The organism is Flammeovirga sp. MY04 (genome assembly GCF_001682195.2).
Lineage (GTDB): Bacteria > Bacteroidota > Bacteroidia > Cytophagales > Flammeovirgaceae > Flammeovirga > Flammeovirga yaeyamensis.
On the sequence record NZ_CP003561.2, the window covers coordinates 164,754 to 184,082 of the forward strand.

The 19,329-nt window shown below is 32.6% G+C and carries 13 protein-coding genes; 9 read left to right on the forward strand and 4 right to left on the reverse strand.

Going from position 1 to position 19,329, the window contains the following annotated elements:
* Positions 1–4 precede the first annotated feature (4 nt).
* The 3 genes from MY04_RS20845 (at position 5) to MY04_RS20855 (ending at position 5,387) form a co-directional block, all read left to right on the forward strand.
* A complete protein-coding gene (locus tag MY04_RS20845; RefSeq protein ID WP_066213787.1) occupies positions 5–3,214 on the forward strand; it encodes a glycoside hydrolase family 108 protein in 3,210 nt (1,069 codons plus the stop codon).
* 4 nt (positions 3,215–3,218) lie between these two features.
* On the forward strand, positions 3,219–4,154 hold the full coding sequence (locus MY04_RS20850; protein ID WP_066213790.1) for a hypothetical protein: 936 nt from the start codon (positions 3,219–3,221) through the stop codon (positions 4,152–4,154).
* A gap of 150 nt (positions 4,155–4,304) precedes the next feature.
* Positions 4,305–5,387 (forward strand): hypothetical protein, encoded by a 1,083-nt coding sequence (locus MY04_RS20855; protein WP_066213791.1) that lies wholly within the window; start codon positions 4,305–4,307, stop codon positions 5,385–5,387.
* Between the two features lie 541 nt (positions 5,388–5,928).
* On the opposite strand, the gene MY04_RS20860 is transcribed toward MY04_RS20855, so the two are convergent.
* The 4 genes from MY04_RS20860 to MY04_RS20875 form a co-directional block, all read right to left on the reverse strand.
* Positions 5,929–6,690 carry a hypothetical protein gene (locus tag MY04_RS20860; RefSeq protein ID WP_066213795.1) on the reverse strand — a complete coding sequence of 254 codons (762 nt, stop codon included), beginning with the start codon at positions 6,688–6,690 and terminating at the stop codon, positions 5,929–5,931.
* A gap of 144 nt (positions 6,691–6,834) precedes the next feature.
* The gene (locus MY04_RS20865) at positions 6,835–7,218 is read right to left on the reverse strand and encodes a hypothetical protein (RefSeq protein WP_066213798.1); all 384 of its coding nucleotides are present in this window, start codon (positions 7,216–7,218) and stop codon (positions 6,835–6,837) included.
* 364 nt (positions 7,219–7,582) lie between these two features.
* Positions 7,583–8,140 (reverse strand): helix-turn-helix domain-containing protein, encoded by a 558-nt coding sequence (locus MY04_RS20870; protein ID WP_066213800.1) that lies wholly within the window; start codon positions 8,138–8,140, stop codon positions 7,583–7,585.
* Positions 8,141–8,205: 65 nt separating this feature from the next.
* Entirely contained in the window at positions 8,206–8,700 is a 495-nt protein-coding gene (locus tag MY04_RS20875) for a hypothetical protein (protein WP_066213805.1), read from the reverse strand.
* A gap of 183 nt (positions 8,701–8,883) precedes the next feature.
* Between MY04_RS20875 and MY04_RS20880 the strand changes: the two genes are divergently transcribed.
* The 6 genes from MY04_RS20880 (at position 8,884) to MY04_RS20905 (ending at position 19,268) form a co-directional block, all read left to right on the forward strand.
* Entirely contained in the window at positions 8,884–11,229 is a 2,346-nt protein-coding gene (locus tag MY04_RS20880) for a type I restriction-modification system subunit M (RefSeq protein WP_066213808.1), read from the forward strand.
* Positions 11,229–12,539, forward strand: coding sequence for a restriction endonuclease subunit S (locus tag MY04_RS20885; protein WP_066213811.1), 1,311 nt, complete (start codon positions 11,229–11,231; stop codon positions 12,537–12,539). Before MY04_RS20880 ends, MY04_RS20885 begins: the two co-directional genes overlap by 1 nt.
* A 73-nt stretch (positions 12,540–12,612) precedes the next feature.
* The gene (locus MY04_RS20890; RefSeq protein ID WP_066213814.1) at positions 12,613–13,890 is read left to right on the forward strand and encodes a hypothetical protein; all 1,278 of its coding nucleotides are present in this window, start codon (positions 12,613–12,615) and stop codon (positions 13,888–13,890) included.
* 108 nt (positions 13,891–13,998) lie between these two features.
* On the forward strand, positions 13,999–15,075 hold the full coding sequence (locus tag MY04_RS20895; protein WP_066213819.1) for an AAA family ATPase: 1,077 nt from the start codon (positions 13,999–14,001) through the stop codon (positions 15,073–15,075).
* Between the two features lie 2 nt (positions 15,076–15,077).
* Positions 15,078–15,722: a DUF3226 domain-containing protein gene (locus MY04_RS20900; RefSeq protein WP_066213822.1), complete on the forward strand. Its 645-nt coding sequence runs from the start codon at positions 15,078–15,080 to the stop codon at positions 15,720–15,722.
* Between the two features lie 513 nt (positions 15,723–16,235).
* Positions 16,236–19,268, forward strand: a complete 3,033-nt coding sequence (locus tag MY04_RS20905; RefSeq protein ID WP_066213824.1) for a type I restriction endonuclease subunit R — start codon at positions 16,236–16,238, stop codon at positions 19,266–19,268.
* The last annotated feature ends 61 nt before the right edge of the window (positions 19,269–19,329 follow it).

A 19,329-nucleotide genomic window follows, 5' to 3' on the forward strand; every position in this document is an offset into this window, starting at 1 on the left:
TATAATGCGACATACAGATTATTTTAACAAAGACCGAGAACTTAACAAAAAACTACTCGCCGACTATTCATTGGATTTCGATCCAAACATTTTAACTCCTTTAGAGCTAAATAGCTTTAACCCAACAATTTGGGATATAGCTAAAAAGGATGGTAGTATTTTAAAGCCAACTTTTAAAGTAGAGGGTTTAAATTTAGATTTATCCTTAATTGGTAAACCTATACATGATTCATCTACAGAATTAAAAAGTAATGTTGGAGCGGGTAAAGTTTCCAAGAAGCAACAAGAAAAAGGTATCGTGAATATGAATTATGCACATGATGTCTTATGGGCTCAAAATAAATTATTAGAGTTTGGTTCTTTAAGTGAAACGGATTACAACACAGAGTTGGTTGTAAATAGCAATTTACTTATTGAACAAGAAAAACTTACCAAGACTATTGCTGCTATTATTGATTTTCAGAAAAATGTATTAGAATCTACTGCAGATGGGCAGATTACTAAAGGTGGAAGATCTGATAAGAATCTAAGAAGCTTGACAATAGAGCAAGTCAATAAAAAAAGGGAAGCAATAACTGCTAAGAGACAAGCTGAAGCTTTAAAAGCAAAAAAAGAACAAGAGGCAAGAGAGAGAGAAAAAGCCCGAATAGAGCGCTTATCTACTAAAGGCACAGATGAGGAGTCCTTAGCTAGCTTCTTGAAAATATATGAAGACGAACCTATTAAAGAATTAGCTTGTGGTTTATTGGAATATGCTCCTTACAATGATCAGTTTGTAATAGAGGTAATTAATACTTTCATAAAAGATCAATATATAGATTTAGAATCTGATGATATTGCATATGAAATGTGTCTTCAATCTGATGATCAAACTTTATCTTCTTTCAGCGACAAATTAAGACAGTTTTTATATGACTTAATGAATAGTGGAGTTGTAACTAAAGAAGAAAAAGCCCAAATGAAAAGATTGGGAATTGAAAAAAAGAAATCTCTATGGGATAGATTTTTTAATTCTTATACGTCTAAAACTGTCGAAGAGAAAACCCCCGAAATAAAAGAAAATTCATTCAAAGGAACCTTTAATGAAATACATCAAAAAGTTTTAAAACATGAAGGCGGTTTTGTCGATCATAAAGACGATAAAGGTGGGGCAACTAATAAAGGAATAACGTTTGCCCTTTTTAAAGAAGTTGCCAAAAAGGACCTTGGAATAGAACCAACTTTGGACAACTTAAAAGCATTAACAGATGAACAAGCTGCTGTAATTTACAAAACTAACTTCTGGGATACATTAAGGGCAGACGAAATTGATGACCCACATTTAAGGTATACTATTTATGATTTCTTTGTAAACGCAGGTTATAAAAGTATTCGGGCTGTTCAAGAAGTCATAAAACAAAATCATAAAATAGAAATAGATGTTGACGGAATTTTTGGTTCAGAGACCATAAAAGCTATAAATAGTCTTCCTACAAAAGTATTGTTTGAAAATATTCAGAAGAAACGAAAAGAGTATTATACAGAAATAGTCAATAATGATTCTTCCCAAGAACAATTTTTAAAGGGATGGCACCAAAGAGTCAATGATATTTCGGAGTTTTATGAAAACAACATGAATACTGATGTTGGTCAAAATGAATCAACAACTAGCTTAGATATTAGTAAAGTGTTAGAAATAATAACACCAACTTCAACACAAATAGAAAATACATATTCAAGTACAGAGATTTCATCTGATAAAGAGCTATTAAAATCAACATTTAATTATTCATTGGGAGGAAATGTAGGGAAACCTGAATTAACGAATAACCCTGATGATGTTATTTTAGTAGCTATACATCTTAAACAGTTAAATTATGATGTGTCGGAAAATACATTAACAAAAGGGATTGTAGATGATTTATTTGTGAGTGAAATCACGAAATTTCAAACTGCAAATAATTTGGATGATGATGCATTTATTTCTCCTAGTGGGGATACTATAAAAAAATTAATTGCGGGATCAGGAGAATATTCTAGTAATCTCCCTCAGATCTATGCAAACAGAGCTAGATTAAATCAAGTTCTTAGTAGCTCATTTGTATCTTCTTTGAAAGGAGATGTTGGTAATGATGATGGCAATAATATAGCAGAAAATTACAAAGAAGATGTGAAATTGATTGCACAAAAATTATCATCTAAGTATGAAGTGCCGGAAGATAGCTTAACAGAAGGTATATGTTCTGAATTATTTATCCAAGCTATTATTGCTTTTCAAAAGGACAACAACATAACTTCTGATGGAAACATTACAAAGGGAGGTAAAACAGATAAAACAATATCTAACTACACATTAAAAACTTTTGGTAGAATTCAAAGAGATACTTCAAGATTTAAATTTTTAGATCAAGGGCAGACAACAAAAGAAGATTATTATGAAAAAACTTTAGAGCTTCGTAGAACTTTGGGTATTGAAGAGGACTCAGATGAAGATGCAGTTTTAGAACTTGCAAAGAAAGCGGCACAAGATGATTCTTATTTAGATCAATTATCAAGTGGTTTAAATGTGGAATTTAAGATTCCTGCAAAAGAAATAGAAAGTGATGGTATGAAGTTAAACTCAACATTGGAAATTAGAATGCGAAATTTCCATAAATTTCTGGTAGTATGTGGTCTTTTTAAAGGTGATATGATTGTTTCTGATGGAGTAAGAAGTCCTCTTCAGGCACATAAATTTGCGGTTCAGTATCAAATATTGACTGATAGAAATAAACAAGTGATAATGAGTAATTTAATTAATTTTTTTCAACTTGAAATGTTTAATAAAACAGAAGTTGTTGATAATAATGGTCTACCATGGGCTAAAAAAAGCCACTTTACTTACGATCAAGAAAAAAATAAAATAAATGTTGATTATGGTAAGGTTCAAGAATATGTGAGAGGCCTGGATCTCGGGAGAAGTAATAAAACAGATCCTGCTTCTACTGGTTACAGTAAAGAACCTAAATGTTTGCCACTACCTGCTGGTCTCAATCCTTCAAGACATACACTAGGTGAAGCAATGGATATAAATAGCCGATCTTTTCTTTCAAAAAAAGACGCTATAATTGATTTAATAGCTCTTCAATTTGGCGTATTAAGGTCAGGAGGAGTAAAAGAAACTTGGCACTTTGAATTATCAGATTTACAACAATCAAATACTGAAAAAGGGTGTGCAGTAGAATTAAAACGTTAAACAAATGAAAACTTACAAATTTTTATTATTAGTCATGTTATCACAATTAATAGGTGTGTCATGTAGTCAACAAAAGAATGAACTTAAACTTGATGATGTCACAACCTTCAAGCCAGACAGTACTCATTTTGATAATCAAAAAAAGTTAGAACATAAAGAAGTAATAATAAAAAATCATATCAATTTTAATAGTTGGTATCGTGACGCAAACCACGGAATAGTATATTTTGAACCATTAAATAAGTGGTTGATTAAAGACTTTAAATTTAGGAATTCAAATAGGGATTTAGAATCAAATCAAGTAATAGTAAATTATCTAAATTCAGGATTAGTTGATTCTCTGCAAAAGTCAAATTATTTTACTGCTGATTTGAAAGAAAAAATTATTCAACAAACTAAATCGATCGAAAAGCCAACAAATTTAGCTTCTTTGATCAAAAATGATAGTCTATCAGGATTTTATACAGGAGACTATGATATGATTGCTTCAAAGGGACATTTGATTGATATAAAACAAGTTGGAGTAAAAATAGATGAAGACTTCTTAGCTGATTCACGTAATAACAATATCAAAGTAAAGTATGCTAATGAATATTCGTGGGATGAATATTACTCTTTATTTAATTATCAAAATAAGTTTTATGATTATTATTTGACTTATAATAAATTGGATTTAAAAGGAAAAGGTATTGAAAAGTATCTTAATGATGGTACATCGTATACCAAGTATCCAAATAAAAAGTTAATCAATGAAGATTCTATAACAAATGTTCATCGTGAGCTAATATCTTTTATTGACGACAATAATGCTATTTTATCAATACCTAGTCATTTTATCGATCCATACGAAAAGCACATGATTCATTTTCTATATCATAAGGAAAATGATAATTGGGTTATTGATGATATGGCTTTTGTAGAGGAAGAATATATTTATTAAAAAATAACATACTTTTAGATAAGCACTCAATACAATACCTATTTCAACTTTACAAGGAATAGGTATTGTTAAGTTGAATAATATGTAGAATCAAATACGATTTTGACAAATATCTATACAATATTATTACAAATATAATCTGACTTAAAAATGAAATTCAAACTAATCATCTTATCACTTATCACCACATTTTTCTTTTCTTCTTGTGAGGAAAAACTATCGAAAATAGAAAGTGATAATTATACTGGGTTTATACAAGGAGACCCAACAATAAAGTTAGAGGTACCATTTAGAATGGGAGAGTTTGGGAAAGGATTTATTAGTAATGCTCCTTCAAAAACATACTCTTTGACAAACTCGGAAGATTTAAATAAAAGAAATTCTCTTATTAAAAAGTTAAGTTTGAGATTTAATTCTTTTGATGAAGAAAGTTATACCTCAGGTAATTATTCTCAAAATACAATAGTTTATCAAGGATATACACCTGTCTCTAAAGATAGAGTAGTCGAATTAATTGGGTTTGGTGAAATGCCTTTGGACAAAACTGGAAAACAAAATGTAGATTTCTATTACATGCTCGTGTTGTCTAATAGTCAAGGTGAAATTTTAGACAAGGATACTTTAGCAATATTCTCAAATTATGATGACCAAAATATTATTTACCGAGAAGGTGTAATTCTTAGTGAGGATCAATATATGACGATCGATTATGAGTATAAAAAGGCGAATAATATACCTACAGAAATTGTCCTACATCGTAAAATATTTTCAATAGAAGAAGATAAATTTACTTTACAAAAGAACTTATCTGATTTTATATTTCCATGTGATAAAAATGCATTGGACTTTGTTGGGCAATTTAAAAATGAAAACAAGGTAAAAACATATTGGACAGCTTCTGCTGCTCAAAATAAATCTTCCTTTAAGCCTTTGGATAACAATTCTTTCCAAGTTTCATTAATTAAAAAGGATAATAAGATTCTCGGGCAATATTGTTACACCAGTCAAGGTAGAATCGACTGTTTTTTTGGAGACGATTATTCATTTGAGTTCAACAATAAAGAGTTTCAAAAGAATAATGAAGTCACTTTTAAATTTAGATCAGGCTATTCTAATACTTGGGGAGAGGCGAAAATTATTAAAGTATCAGAAGATAAAATTCATTGGAAGGTGACTAAAGCACCTAAAGGGGAGTGTTATGCTTATGATGATGTGGAGATGTTGAGAATCTGATTTAACATGCCCTGGGATAGAGATTATTTGGAAGTTTTGTTAAAATATAACTCACCGACTACAAGACTTCTATCGTTTGTTATTATATAGAAAAGACCCAGAAAATGTCAATATGGCTTTTTTGGGGTTTTTAGTTTGCTTAATAGATAGTATCATCTTTTTCCTAAGGTTTGGCCCAAGTCAACAACAAAATCGTGTTTATTACCAACTTTAACAAAGAGATCTCACCCGTCGGTTAGGAAATGATTTTCGATGAGGAAAATGAATTAAAATCGTGAGCAAACGCGAAAGGATTTGAAACTCAAAAAAAGGATAAGAGAATTGAGCAAAACCCAATCCTCTTATCCTTTTATTATTATGCAATTATTAATCTTCTAAGGGATAATTTAAAAGAACAAGCGATTCTTTGCATGTGCATATCTCCCCTTAAGCTATATAAATCATTATTCACGAAAATGAGAAAAATCAAGAGTTCTAATGAAGTAATAAAAATTTAATCATTCAATTTTAAATAGATTGAATTTTCATATCATCACACAAACTACTCATAATCCATACTAACCGGAACGACTAATTCATGTCTACTTGCTTGTGGGACACCATCTACCATTTTTGGTGTAAACTTAGGGCACCCATAAGCAATTTTTTGAAGCTGTTTCGCTATCCAAGGTGTAGAACAATTTTTGACTTCTATATCAGTTACATCTCCTTTTTCATCAATTGTGTAGTGAAGACTTACTTTCTCATTAGTGATATAATCAGTATCTTCAATCAAAGTAGCAAGGTAAAATTGCAAATATCTTAGAAATTCATAGTCATGTCTTCTACCAAAGAGTGTCGGTTCGGCATTTTCTCTTAAATTGACATGCTTTCTTTTATTATCCTTAAACTGAATGTTATTGCAAATCCATTCTTCATCAGTTACATAGAAATTATCAATAAGCATTAATTTTTTATCTAACGAAGGTTGATTAACAACCGTGAGAATAGCATAAGCTCCTTTTCCTATGGCTCTGAAACTTGTATTTCCTATTTTATAAGATGCACTCATATTGCTTTGAAAATTGTTAAGTTGAATTCCTCTACCAATTGGAAAAGTTGTAAAATTCCTACTATACTGACTAGCCCCATTCCCATAATAAACCAAGTAAATGTTTGCTGTAGCATTAAGTTCTGGAGTTTTATTACTAATAGTTTCCACATAATACTTTATATCAAAAGGACCTTCCTTATCATACTGAAAAACATTAGTATTGGCTGGGAGCTTTCCTTCAGTAGAAAAATAAGTAGCAAGATAATCCATACCCAATGAACAAGAAGTAGTCTCTAGTTTAGGTAAATTATATTTTGCATCGATCTTGAACTTAAAATGAATATCAAAATACTTTGAAGGCTGATTTTTATCAAAAAAGTGAATCTTAGCCGTATAGTCTTTTCCTTCTTTAAATCAATGGTCAAAGACCATAGCTGCAAAAATAGTAAAGTCATCCCCTTGAGGAGGGAATTTGAAATCAAGCTCACTGAATTCATGAACTGACTTTAGTCCTTCTTCCAATGTTTGTGTATAAGTCAGTTTGTACGCAAGGTGATGCATTCCCTGGTTTAAAGAAAAACCATCTAAATTATTAACGTTAATGACAAGCTCCTCACCTATACCAAACGAAAAATCATCTCTGATCTCTTCCCTATCAAAAATAAGCATTTCAAAAGAGTCGCAAAATAAGTCATGGAATTTCGTTCTTGTTGTATTGATACTCTGAGCAGAGACAAGGTTAGAAAACACTCCTAGAAAAAGAAAAAAAATAAAAGATACTAAAAAATTGGTTTTCATTCTGGTTAGTCTTTTTTGTATTATTAAATTGAAAAAACACATAGTTAGCAATTTTAACCCTGACAAACAAGTTGGTAAGTACTAGTAATTGAATTCTAGTAAAATTCACCTTTCCTACTAAGAATAACTTGCTCACTTTTATTTAAACAATAAAATATTAAGTAAGGAATCTGGATTAAAATCGTGAGCAAACGCGAAAGGTCTTGAAACCCAAAAAAAGGATAAGAGAATTGAGCAAAACCCAATCCTCTTATCCTTTTATTATTATGCAATTATTATTCTTTAATACCAATGAAATAGCATCAACGATCTCCCTCCTCCCCCAAAATATCAGAGCAAAGAACAACCTCACCCCAAAAAGCACTCAAGCCCTAGCATATTTATAAAACACTGCCCTCACATATTTTCCCATCATCACATTTTTTGCTTTTGCATTCCCTCTTTCCACTCTAAAAACCACATGCTTATTGGGCTTTCTTGTTTTCAGCATAAACACCACCAATTGTTTAAGCATATGGATATCCTTTTTATAATGATAGATTTTTTCCCAACCCAAACGAATTTTATAACGATGATATTTACCTCCAAAATGCCAACGAATAAAAGTATATGTCTTTCTCATCCAAGGTGTGTCTGAATGCCAATAAATATATCTTCGATCGGCATACAATTCGTATCGGTTTGTTCGTTTTAATGTTTTGATTCTTTTAGTTTTAGGTAAACTGCCCACCACTTTTTTTCTAGCCACAGCTAAGTTATTTGCTTTATCAGCCACATATTTTCCATCCACACTATTTCTTTTGATTTCTCTATACAAAGTCGACAAATGAATACCCAAGGTTTGTGCAATACGTTTTTTTGCACCACCATGTTGAAGAAGGTATTCCAATTGTTTTCTTTGAGAGAGATTAAGTTGAGCCATAGTTTTTATTGGAGTAAAAATGAAAAGAACAGTGGCTAACTCACTGTTCTTTATGTATAGATAGCTTATACAGCTACTTCTAGTTCTTTGATCTGATGATCATTTAAAGTCCATGCATTTGTTGCAGCATGATCTTTAATTTGGTGTAAAAGTTCGTGTAATAAAGTAGTTTCTGTGTCCAGCATGATGTTATCAATTTCTTGGAAATAGACCTCCATACCATCATTTTGCTCCAATTTTAGTTCTAATTCACTAATGTCGGCCACCAATTTATTTTTCTCTACGATCTTCTCTTTGTATTTAGAATGAGAGGCATCCATAGTCGTTAACTCATTTTCGACATACGTTAATTGATTTCTCTTTTCATTCAGTTCTGAAGTTCTACTTTCGAAACGTGTTTTCTTTTTCTCCGCAGAGATTTCCTTCAATACGCTCGAAGAATTGTGGTAAATGTATTCCTGATGAATACCATCATACGTTTTCTGGGTATCTTCTTGTGATGTACAAGAAATAGAAAGTACTCTAGCAAAGAGTGCTGTTTTGTCTGCTTCTAATGACATGTTTTGTAATTCGTTAAGTCAGTGTAATGAAATCGTTAGCTTATTTTTTACACTAGATTGAAAATTATTTGACGCAATGTTAATACTTGTAAATTTATCATACAAGTTTTAGATCATTTTTTTGAATTACACTATCTTCATACCTTATAATTAAAAGCCAAAAAATACAATAGATATATAGATATGAACCATTCTTCCCACAACAAAATAGTATCCTTTATTTGGTCGATTGCAGACGACTGTCTTAGAGATGTTTATGTACGAGGAAAATATAGAGATGTAATATTACCCATGACGGTGTTACGCCGTTTGGATGCCTTATTGGAAGATTCCAAAGAGGAAGTATTAGAAGAAGTGAAGTTCCAGAGAGAGGAATTGGAGTTGACAGAATTGGATGCTAAAGGTTTGCAAGAGGCATCAGGTTATGTGTTCTACAATACATCGAAGTGGACGATGAAGCGTTTGAAAGAGACCGCTACGAACAGTATGCAGATCTTGGAAGCGAACTTTATGGAATACTTAAATGGTTTCAGTCCTAACGTACAAGAGATCATTGAGAAGTTTGAGTTGAAAGGGAAGGTGTCGCACATGGCAAACAAAGATGTGTTGCTGGATGTGTTGGAGAAATTTACTTCGGGTGAAATCAACTTAACGCCTAAAGAAAAGGTAGATGCAGAGGGAAGAAAGTTACCTCCTTTATCCAATTTGGGAATGGGGTATGTGTTTGAAGAGTTGATCCGTAAGTTCAACGAAGACAATAACGAAGAGGCGGGAGAGCACTTTACACCTCGTGAAGTAATTGAGTTGATGACGCGTATTGTTTTTGATCCTATCCAAGATAAATTACCTCCGGTGATGACGATTTATGATCCTGCTTGTGGATCGGGAGGGATGCTGACAGAATCACAAAACTTTATCAAAGACGAAGAAGGTAAAATTAAGGCTTCGGGTGATGTGTATCTGTATGGTAAGGAGATCAATGACGAGACGTATGCGATTTGTAAATCGGATATGATGATTAAGGGGAATAACCCCGAAAATATAAAAAGTGGTTCTACGTTGGCAACAAATGAGTTTAGTGATACTAAATTTGATTTTATGCTTTCCAATCCTCCTTATGGTAAATCATGGAATTCCGAATTGAAATATATCAAAGACGGAAAGGATGTGATTGATGACCGTTTTATTGTGAAGTTGGCGGACTATTGGGGCATCAATGAAGATGTGGATGCTACGCCTCGTTCTTCAGATGGACAGTTATTGTTCTTAATGGAGATGGTGGATAAAATGAAGGCAGTTTCTCAAAATCACTTGGGTTCTCGTATTGCTTCTGTTCACAATGGATCGAGTTTGTTTACGGGTGATGCTGGAAGTGGAGAAAGTAATATCCGCCGTTATATCATCGAAAATGATTTATTGGATGCGATTATTCAATTGCCCAACAATCTCTTCTACAATACAGGTATTACAACTTACATTTGGTTATTGAGTAACAATAAATCAAGTAACCGTAAAGGTAAAGTACAATTGATTGATGCAGGACAGTTGTATCAGAAATTGCGGAAAAACTTAGGAAACAAGAATTGTGAGTTTTCACCAAAGGATATTGAGACCATCACTCAAAATTACCTTAACCTTGATGCAGTAGAAAGAGAAGGTGAAAAAGGAATTGCTTCTAAGGTATTTGATAATGCTGACTTTGGGTATTATAAAGTAACGATTGAACGTCCGAAGCGATTAAAAGCGCAATTTACAGAAGAGCGTATTGCAGGACTTCGTTTTGATAGCAAACTTCGTGAACCAATGGAATGGGCGTACCAAGAATTTGGTGAAGCTGTTTACACCAACATTGGTGATTATACCGAGCAGATTAAAAAATATGGTGAGGAAGAGGAGTTGAACCTTAATGCCAAAGCGATCAAATCTTTGACGACTCCAACGGTTTGGGACAAGCATTTGAAAGTCTATCAAACAGCACAACAATTATTAGAAGCTATCGGTACAGCCGAGTACAACGACTTCAATGTATTTAAAGCGGAAGTCGAAGCAGAATTTAAAGCTAGAAAAGTGAAGTTCTCTGCTTCAGAAAAGAATTTGATCTACAATGCAGTGTCTTGGTATGATGAAAATGCTGAGAAAGTAATCAAAAAGAAAGAGAAACTTTCTGGAGATAAATTAGAAAAACTGTTGGATCGATTGGGTTGTTCACAAGAGCAATTGTCAGACTTTGGCTATGAGCATCAAAGTGGAACGGAGTATATTGTCTATGAAACGGAAAGTGATTTAAGAGACAACGAAAATGTCCCACTAAAAGAAGAGATTCACGACTACTTTATCAGAGAAGTACAACCTCATGTACCGGAAGCATGGATCAATTTAGAAGCAACAAAAATTGGTTATGAAATCAGTTTCAATAAGTATTTCTATAAGCATCAACCTTTAAGAAGCCTAGAGGAAGTGAGCACTGAAATGTTGGCATTAGAGGAAGAAAGCGAAGGTTTAATCAAGGACATTTTAAATCTAGGGTAATGGGAGTACAGTTTGAAAAATATCCGAAGTATAAAGATAGTGGTGTTGAGTGGTTAGGGGAAGTTCCAGAAAATTGGAATGTTATAAGATTGAAAAATATTGTAAGTATAAAAAAGAACATAATTGGTTTTGAAGGACCAGATGTTTTATCTATCACTCAACGTGGTATTAAGAAGAAAAATATTACATCAGGAGAGGGGCAGTTAGCGGTAAATTATTCTAACTATCAAATAGTTGATAAAGGTGATTTTGCTATGAATCATATGGATTTATTGACTGGTTATGTAGATATTTCAAGATATGATGGAGTTATTAGTCCTGATTATCGAGTTTTTCAAGTTTCTAGAAATGAAATAGATAAAAATTTCCTTTTAAGAGTCTTTCAATATTGTTATCAGCAAAAAGTATTCTTTGGCTTTGGTCAAGGTGTTTCCATGTTAGGTAGATGGAGATTACCAGCTGATAATTTTCTTAATTTTAGAATTGCTTTACCTTCAATAGATACCCAAACCCGCATCGCCACCTACCTCGACACCCAATGCCAAAAGATAGATACCGCCATCGCCAAGAAAGAGCGATTGATTGAGTTATTAAAAGAACGCAAGCAGATCATCATCCAAAATGCAGTCACCAAAGGTCTCGATCCGAATGTGAAGATGAAAGACAGTGGAGTGGAATGGATTGGGGAGATTCCGGAGTGTTGGGGGGTGAAGAAGTTGAAATATATTTTGAAAAATAAATTAAAGTATGGAGCAAATGAAAGTGGGGTAGAATATTCACCAGATTTACCTAGGTACATAAGAATTACAGACTTTGGTTTTGATGGTAAATTAAGTTCAGACAAGAAGCTATCACTTACTTGGAAACAGGGAGGTGATTATTTACTTGAAGATGGTGATATTCTATTTGCAAGAAGTGGAGCGACTGTTGGAAAAACATACCAATTTAGAAAGAGTATGTCAAATGAAAAGAATTATTGCTTTGCTGGTTACTTGATAAAAGCATCTCCAGATGAGAATATAATATTAAGTGATTTTCTAAATTATTTTACTTCCTCTAATTCATTTGAAAGTTGGAAAGAATCTATATTTAATAAAGCAACAATAGAAAATATTGGAGCTGATAAATATTCTACTCTCGAAATCCCAATACCGAATATTCAAGAGCAAAAGAGTATAAATTTAAAACTCGATGAAGTTTCAAGATCAATAAATCATATTATTAATAAACAACTCTCTCAAATCACCAAATTAAAAGAGTACAAATCCGTATTGATTAATAATGTGGTTACTGGGAAGGTGAAGGTGTAAGTATATTATAAGCTCAGAGGGGAATTAACTCTGGGCTTTACTAGAAACTATATAACTAACGAATTACTGGTTTATGTTAGAAGAAGGAAGAACTTACAAAGGAAGAGGTACATATAAATTGTTAGGTAAAGAATATGAAACTAATTTTGAGATAGAGCAAATTGGAATTAGATGGTATATATATGGAGTAGAAGTTTCATTTGAATATAAACATCCTAAGAAGTCAACTACACTAACAATAAAAGGTGATCTAGAAGACAATACTATTCCTATTTTTATAATTATTAGTGAAGATAGAAACATTAGAGGTAATGTTTTAGAAGCTGAAGTAGATGAACTTAAAATTGGAGAAGTTGATAACCTAACTCAAGTTTCTACTCAATTATATGGTGTATATCTAAGCTCAAAAATCTCATTTAATTCTGGAGATATAAAAATTCAAATACAACCTACGTCTACAAGTATTAAAGATGCTAAAAAAGTGTTTAGGGGTAATGGGTGTATTTCAAAAGGCAATATACTTACAATAGAAGGTGATAATTTAGAGATTGAACAAGTCAATAACATTATTGGAAAAGTATGTATACTACTAACATCGATATCATTTTCCAATGTCGTATTTGGTCATCTTAATATTAATGAAGACGAAGGAATAGTAATTCCAAAGAAAAAAATGAAGTATACATCAGATATTTCATTCTCTTATGCTGTAATGGATTCAACCCCTAATCTTGAAGAATTCTTTAAAGAAGCATTTCCTAAATATTTATCACTCTCAAAAGAATTAGAATCCATTGTATTTAATATATCCTATGCATTAATGGTATCAAGTTCTACTTTATATCAAGAAAGTAGAATGTTTGAATTGATTAGTTGTTTTGAAGGTATCTCAAAAGATTTGAATTTGAATAAGGGATATGATGAAGATTATCATGCTTTAAGAAAAAAAGAGATAAAGGAGATAAAGCCTAAATTAAAAGAAGTTTTAGCTGAAGAACTTAAGGATTCAATTTTCACAGAAGAAGAGCAAAAAATTCTTTCAAATAATCTAAATAGGCTCTCTTATATTCAAGAACAATTCAAAAGGACTTTAACTAAGCACCTAAAAAATAAAGGATGGGAAATCAATCTAAATCTTGAAGACATTAAAGAAATTAGAGACTCCTTAGCACACTCTGCAAGATTTCCAAAAGGATTTACTGCAGAACAAAAACATAATTACATAATCTCTCTTCAACAAATTCTATTTATAACAATTTTAGATATACTAGAAATTGATGTAATGATCCAATTTCATGATCAAGAAGGTTGGAGAAATTTTGGTAAGAAAGAATTATTAAAAAAGTGTTAGTAGAATAATAATTATATATAAAAAAGGATTGTCTAGTATAAGTAGTAATATACTAAATGAAGAAAAATATTATTTTCATACCTTTGATTAAAAGGAAATTATAATGATATGCAACCAAAAATAAAAGATATAGAAATAAAGAACCTGAGAGGTTATGAGCATTTTAATTTGAAGGAGTTAAAGCAGATCAACCTTTTTGTAGGGAATAATAATTCAGGTAAGTCAACAATACTTGAAGCAATATTTTTACTAATGGGTATGGGAAATCCCGATATCCCTATTCGATTAAATAGATTCAGAGGTCTAGGAAATGTCACTTCAGACTCACTAAAATATTTCTTTAATAAGTTAGAGATCAGAAATAGGCCTAACATATTTTGTAAGTTCAATGACAAAAGTGAAAGACAATTAGAATTAAAACCACTTTTTAAATCAGATACAAACTCTTTACAAACAGAATCTTTTAATGAAAACTTCATTAAAAACTCTACTTCTGATAATCCTGAATTACAAGGTTTAGATTTTACGTTTTATGAAAGAAAGTCTCAACAAAGAAAAACGGAATATCATTGTTATTTATCCATTAATCCATTGGAACTAAAAATAAATAATGATTACAAGGAAGAGTTTAGTGCTATATATATCAGTAGTACAGTAAATGATGTGAATTCTTTGGTAAGATTTTCTGAGTTAGTTAAAAAGAAAAAAGGGCAAATCATTTTAGAAGCACTCCAAAAAATTGATCCTAAGATTGAGCAAATTCAAGCATTGCCAGATGGCTTGTATTTTTCCTATCAAGGTATAGATGAAATGATACCTAGTAATATTTCTGGAGATGGAGTGAGAAAATTCCTAAGTATCATCTCTTCTATAGCCAATAAAAATGGAGGTTTTGTTCTCATCGATGAAGTAGAAAACGGTTTACATTATACAGCTCATAAATCATTATGGAGAAGTATCATAACCATTGCATCAGAATTTGATGTTCAGTTGTTTATCACTTCACATAGTATGGAAACCATTAAATACCTAGAAGAAGTTCTCGAAGAAGAAGAGTATGCTAGTTATCAAGAAAAATTCGGGCTATTTAAAGTAGCACACACTAAAAAAGCAGGAATCAAAGCCTATCAATATTCTTTTGGAGGAGTGAAAAGTGCAATTGAAACTAACACTGAAATTCGTTAAAAATGAGCTTGAAAATATTTGTAGAAGGGATTGCAGATCAAAAATTCCTTCATGATTTTATATTGCAGCATTACAGTCAGAAATTAGGCTATAATGCTAAATCGAGTGAAGAAAATGACATTATTGGAGTGAATGGTTGGGGGAAGATTTATGAAGGAAATAATGGAGCAGATAACTTGATTATTAATCAGATGACAAACAATACAGATAATGATGGTATAAATTTGTTGATTTTTGATGCTGATGATGATTACCAAGAACGCCTAAATCAAATAGAAACTTGGAGAGAAGAGAATGAACTTGAGTTTGAAATATTTCTTTTTCCAAATGGACAAGACCCTGGTGATCTGGAAACACTTTTAGAAGGAACGATTGCTCCACAAAACAGTGCTATTTTTGATTGTTGGGATGGTTATGAGCAATGCATCTCGCAAATTAACATTGAAGGGAGAGAAAATTCTTTAACTATACCTGCTCGTAAAACGAAAATCTACGGTTATCTAGAAGTTTTACATGGTGAATCAAATTCTCAAAAAGAAAAAATTAAGGAAAGAAATAGAAATTATAGAAAAACTGACTTTTGGGATTTAAACGCAGATGTAGTTCAAAACTTGAAGACATTTTTAGATCCGTATTTTAATCAATAAATGATTTTATCCTTTTATGTAACAAATCTTCAACTTCAACAAGAACTTTTAAAAAACTATTGAAAAGCAGGAAGAATATTTTGAAGTAATCCTAAGATCAAATAAGTTCGACACTCTCGAACCTTATCAAATTTACTCGTCAATGACGAGCGAAGTGTACAACAAAAAAATATATTAAAAAAACTCACCCTGAGCGCGCTGTTCTAATGGGAAGCGGGGTGAGTATGTTATTACAAAGATACTAAAAATTATATTTCCTCTATTCAAGCTATAAAACATTCACAATCATATAGAAAAAAGAAGTTGTTTGACTATCCTCGTGTATTACTATTTCAAGTATATTTACTAGAGAATAACTTTAATTCCGCAGACACTGTCTGCATAATTGAAAAGGCAAAAACTAATTTGGTCGTCACTGACGACTGAATTGAGAAAAGCCCACTTAATCAGACGTAACACAATTACGAACGCACTGCGTTCGCAATTCAAAATATTAATTCTTAATTCACAAAAATGCCAAGCCAAACCAACGAACAAGCTCTTGAAGCATTAATCGAAAAATACTTAGCAGGCTCAACCCAAGAAGAAAGAAAAGAGCAAGCAAACATAGGAGAAACGCCATTAGAATACATTACTGGCAATGGATATTATGTAGGCTATTCTACGGACTTCAATACAAAATTTGCATTGGATGAAAAGCGTTTTTGGAATTTCTTAGAGACTTCACAAAAGGAAGAATTAGAAAAACTAAAGAAGCATAGTGATTACAAATTAAGAATATTAGATCGCTTTGATAAGTTAGTCAAGAAGCATGGTGTGTTGCATTTACTACGTAAAGGTTTGGGCGTGGAAGATGCACATTTTACTTTGTTTTATGAGCAACCTTTAGAGAGTAGTGGAGATACCGTAAAAGAGAACTATTTAAAGAATCAGTTTTCAATCACAAGACAGGTGTATTTTCATCAAACCACAAGAGAGTCAATTGATGTCGTCTTGTTTTTAAACGGTCTGCCTATTGTCACCATGGAGTTGAAGAATGAATGGACAGGTCAGAGAGCCAACCCTCATGCCATCAACCAATACAAAAAAGACAGAGACATAAAACAACCTTTACTACAGTTTGGGCGATGTTTGGTACATTTTGCTGTTGATACTAGCGAAGTGTATATGACTACTAAACTAGCAGGAAAAGGAACTTTCTTTTTACCATTCAATAAGGGAAATAACAATGGAGCGGGCAACCCTCCAAATTTATCAGGGCATAAGACAGATTACCTTTGGAAAGAAGTCTTGACGAAGGACAGTCTCTCGAATATCATACAACATTTTATGCGAATGGATGGTGATTTAAAAACACCATTAAATAAGAGAACATTGTTCTTCCCAAGGTATCATCAAATGGATGTCGTTCGAAAATTGATTGATGATGCACACAATAACGGAACAGGACAGACTTACCTTATTCAACATTCCGCAGGTTCAGGAAAATCCAACTCTATTACATGGGCAGCCTATCAATTAATAGAGGTCTACCCGAAAAATATGCAAGTAACCGGAGCTAAAGCATTAGACAGACCGCTTTTTGACTCTGTTATCGTAGTGACTGACCGTAGAATACTGGATCAACAATTAAGAGATAACATTAGAGGATTCTCCACAGTAAAGAATATAATTGCTCCTGCTTATTCTTCTAAAGACTTAAAAGAAGGATTAGAGAATGGGAAGAAAATCATTATCACGACCATTCAAAAATTCCCATTTATCATTGATGGAATATCAGATCTAAGTGATAAACGCTTTGCTGTCATTATTGATGAAGCACACTCTTCTCAAGGTGGTGTAGCTGCAGGTAAAATGAACCAAGCGATGGGGGCAGGTGAAGTGGAGGAAGTAGAAGATACACAAGACAAAATCTTGCAAATTATCAAAGCCAGAAAGATGCGTGAGAATGCTTCTTATCTCGCTTTTACTGCCACTCCAAAATCAGCCACTTTAGAACGTTTTGGTATTAAGCAATCTGATGGAAGGTTCTTGCCTTTCCATTTATACTCTATGAAACAAGCCATTGAAGAAGGTTTTATTCTTGATGTTTTAGCCAATTATACCACTTACAAAAGTTATTACGAAGTAGAGAAATCCATAGAAGATAATCCTGAGTTTGATAAGGCAAAAGCACAGAAAAAACTAAAGAACTTTGTCGAGAAAAATCCTCAAACCATTAGAACTAAAGCAGAGATAATGGTGGATCATTTTATGACAAAAGTAGTGGCTCCAAAGAAACTGAAAGGCAAGGCAAAAGCAATGGTTGTAACTCAAGATATCGTTGCAGCTATTCGCTATTATCAAGCCATCAGAAGTATTATAAAAGGGCATGACAATCCATTTAAAATAGCTATTGCATTCTCTGGTGAAAAAGTAGTAGATGGAGTGACCTACACAGAAGAACAGCTTAATGGATTTCCCGAACAGGATACCAAAAAGAACTTCGATACAGACGAATACCGCATTCTAGTCGTAGCCAACAAATACCTTACAGGCTTCGATCAGCCCAAACTGTCCGCCATGTATGTTGATAAAAAGTTACAAGGCGTATTAGCAGTTCAAGCACTTTCAAGACTGAACAGGTCAGCAAATAAATACGGAAAGCGTACAGAAGACCTATTTATACTCGATTTCTTCAACTCCGCAGAAGACATTAAAAAATCATTTGACCCTTTCTTTACGGTCACTTCATTGAGCAGTGCCACAGACGTCAACGTACTGCATGACCTCAAAGAACATTTAGACGAAATAGGCATCTATGAAAACCATGAAGTAGATGAGTTCATCAATAAATACTTCAACAATGTAGATGCAGATGAACTAAGTCCTATTATAGATGTATCTGCCCATCGTTTCAATGAGGAATTAGCATTAGAAGATGATGAAAAAGCTGACTTCAAAATCAAAGCCAAGCAATTCGTAAAGATCTACTCACAAATGTCAGCCATTATGAGTTACGAAATGCCGGCATGGGAAAAACTATTCTGGTTCTTAAAATTCCTCATACCAAAACTCATCGTAAAAAGAAAAGAAGATGAACTACTAGATGACATTTTAGATTCAGTAGATCTATCTTCTTACGGATTAGAAAGAACCCGTTTGAACGAAGGAATCATATTAGACGATGCCGTTTCAGAACTTGACCCTCAAAACCCAAACCCAAGAGGAACACATGGGGAAGAGGAAAAAGACCTATTAGAAGAGATCATCGAAACATTCAATGACCGTTACTTTAGCGGTTGGGGGGATACTCCTGAGGAAAGCAGAGTAAGACTACTCAACCTCAAAAAAAGAGTCACTGAACATCCCGACTTCATCAAGAAATTCTTAGAAAATCCCGACGATCAAAACAAACTGATCGCCTTCCAAAAAATCATGGATGAGGTCATGGCAGAACAACGTCGTAAAGAAATCAATATGTACAAGAATTATATTAAGGACGATGTGTTTAAGAGTAGTTTGGTAGAGCAGATGATGAGGATTGTGGGTAAGACTATTATTTAAATAAACATTATTATTTATAAACTAATTTATAAATAAAATAAGGCAAACATAAGGACTCTCT

Bases quoted from the DNA above. Each gene is read 5' to 3' on its own strand.
- MY04_RS20845 (WP_066213787.1), top strand. From the start codon at position 5: ATGCGACATACAGATTATTTTAACAAAGACCGAGAACTTAACAAAAAA.
- MY04_RS20850 (WP_066213790.1), top strand. From the start codon at position 3,219: ATGAAAACTTACAAATTTTTATTATTAGTCATGTTATCACAATTAATA.
- MY04_RS20855 (WP_066213791.1), top strand. From the start codon at position 4,305: ATGAAATTCAAACTAATCATCTTATCACTTATCACCACATTTTTCTTT.
- MY04_RS20860 (WP_066213795.1), bottom strand. From the start codon at position 6,690: ATGGATTATCTTGCTACTTATTTTTCTACTGAAGGAAAGCTCCCAGCC.
- MY04_RS20865 (WP_066213798.1), bottom strand. From the start codon at position 7,218: ATGAAAACCAATTTTTTAGTATCTTTTATTTTTTTTCTTTTTCTAGGA.
- MY04_RS20870 (WP_066213800.1), bottom strand. From the start codon at position 8,140: ATGGCTCAACTTAATCTCTCTCAAAGAAAACAATTGGAATACCTTCTT.
- MY04_RS20875 (WP_066213805.1), bottom strand. From the start codon at position 8,700: ATGTCATTAGAAGCAGACAAAACAGCACTCTTTGCTAGAGTACTTTCT.
- MY04_RS20880 (WP_066213808.1), top strand. From the start codon at position 8,884: ATGAACCATTCTTCCCACAACAAAATAGTATCCTTTATTTGGTCGATT.
- MY04_RS20885 (WP_066213811.1), top strand. From the start codon at position 11,229: ATGGGAGTACAGTTTGAAAAATATCCGAAGTATAAAGATAGTGGTGTT.
- MY04_RS20890 (WP_066213814.1), top strand. From the start codon at position 12,613: ATGTTAGAAGAAGGAAGAACTTACAAAGGAAGAGGTACATATAAATTG.
- MY04_RS20895 (WP_066213819.1), top strand. From the start codon at position 13,999: ATGCAACCAAAAATAAAAGATATAGAAATAAAGAACCTGAGAGGTTAT.
- MY04_RS20900 (WP_066213822.1), top strand. From the start codon at position 15,078: ATGAGCTTGAAAATATTTGTAGAAGGGATTGCAGATCAAAAATTCCTT.
- MY04_RS20905 (WP_066213824.1), top strand. From the start codon at position 16,236: ATGCCAAGCCAAACCAACGAACAAGCTCTTGAAGCATTAATCGAAAAA.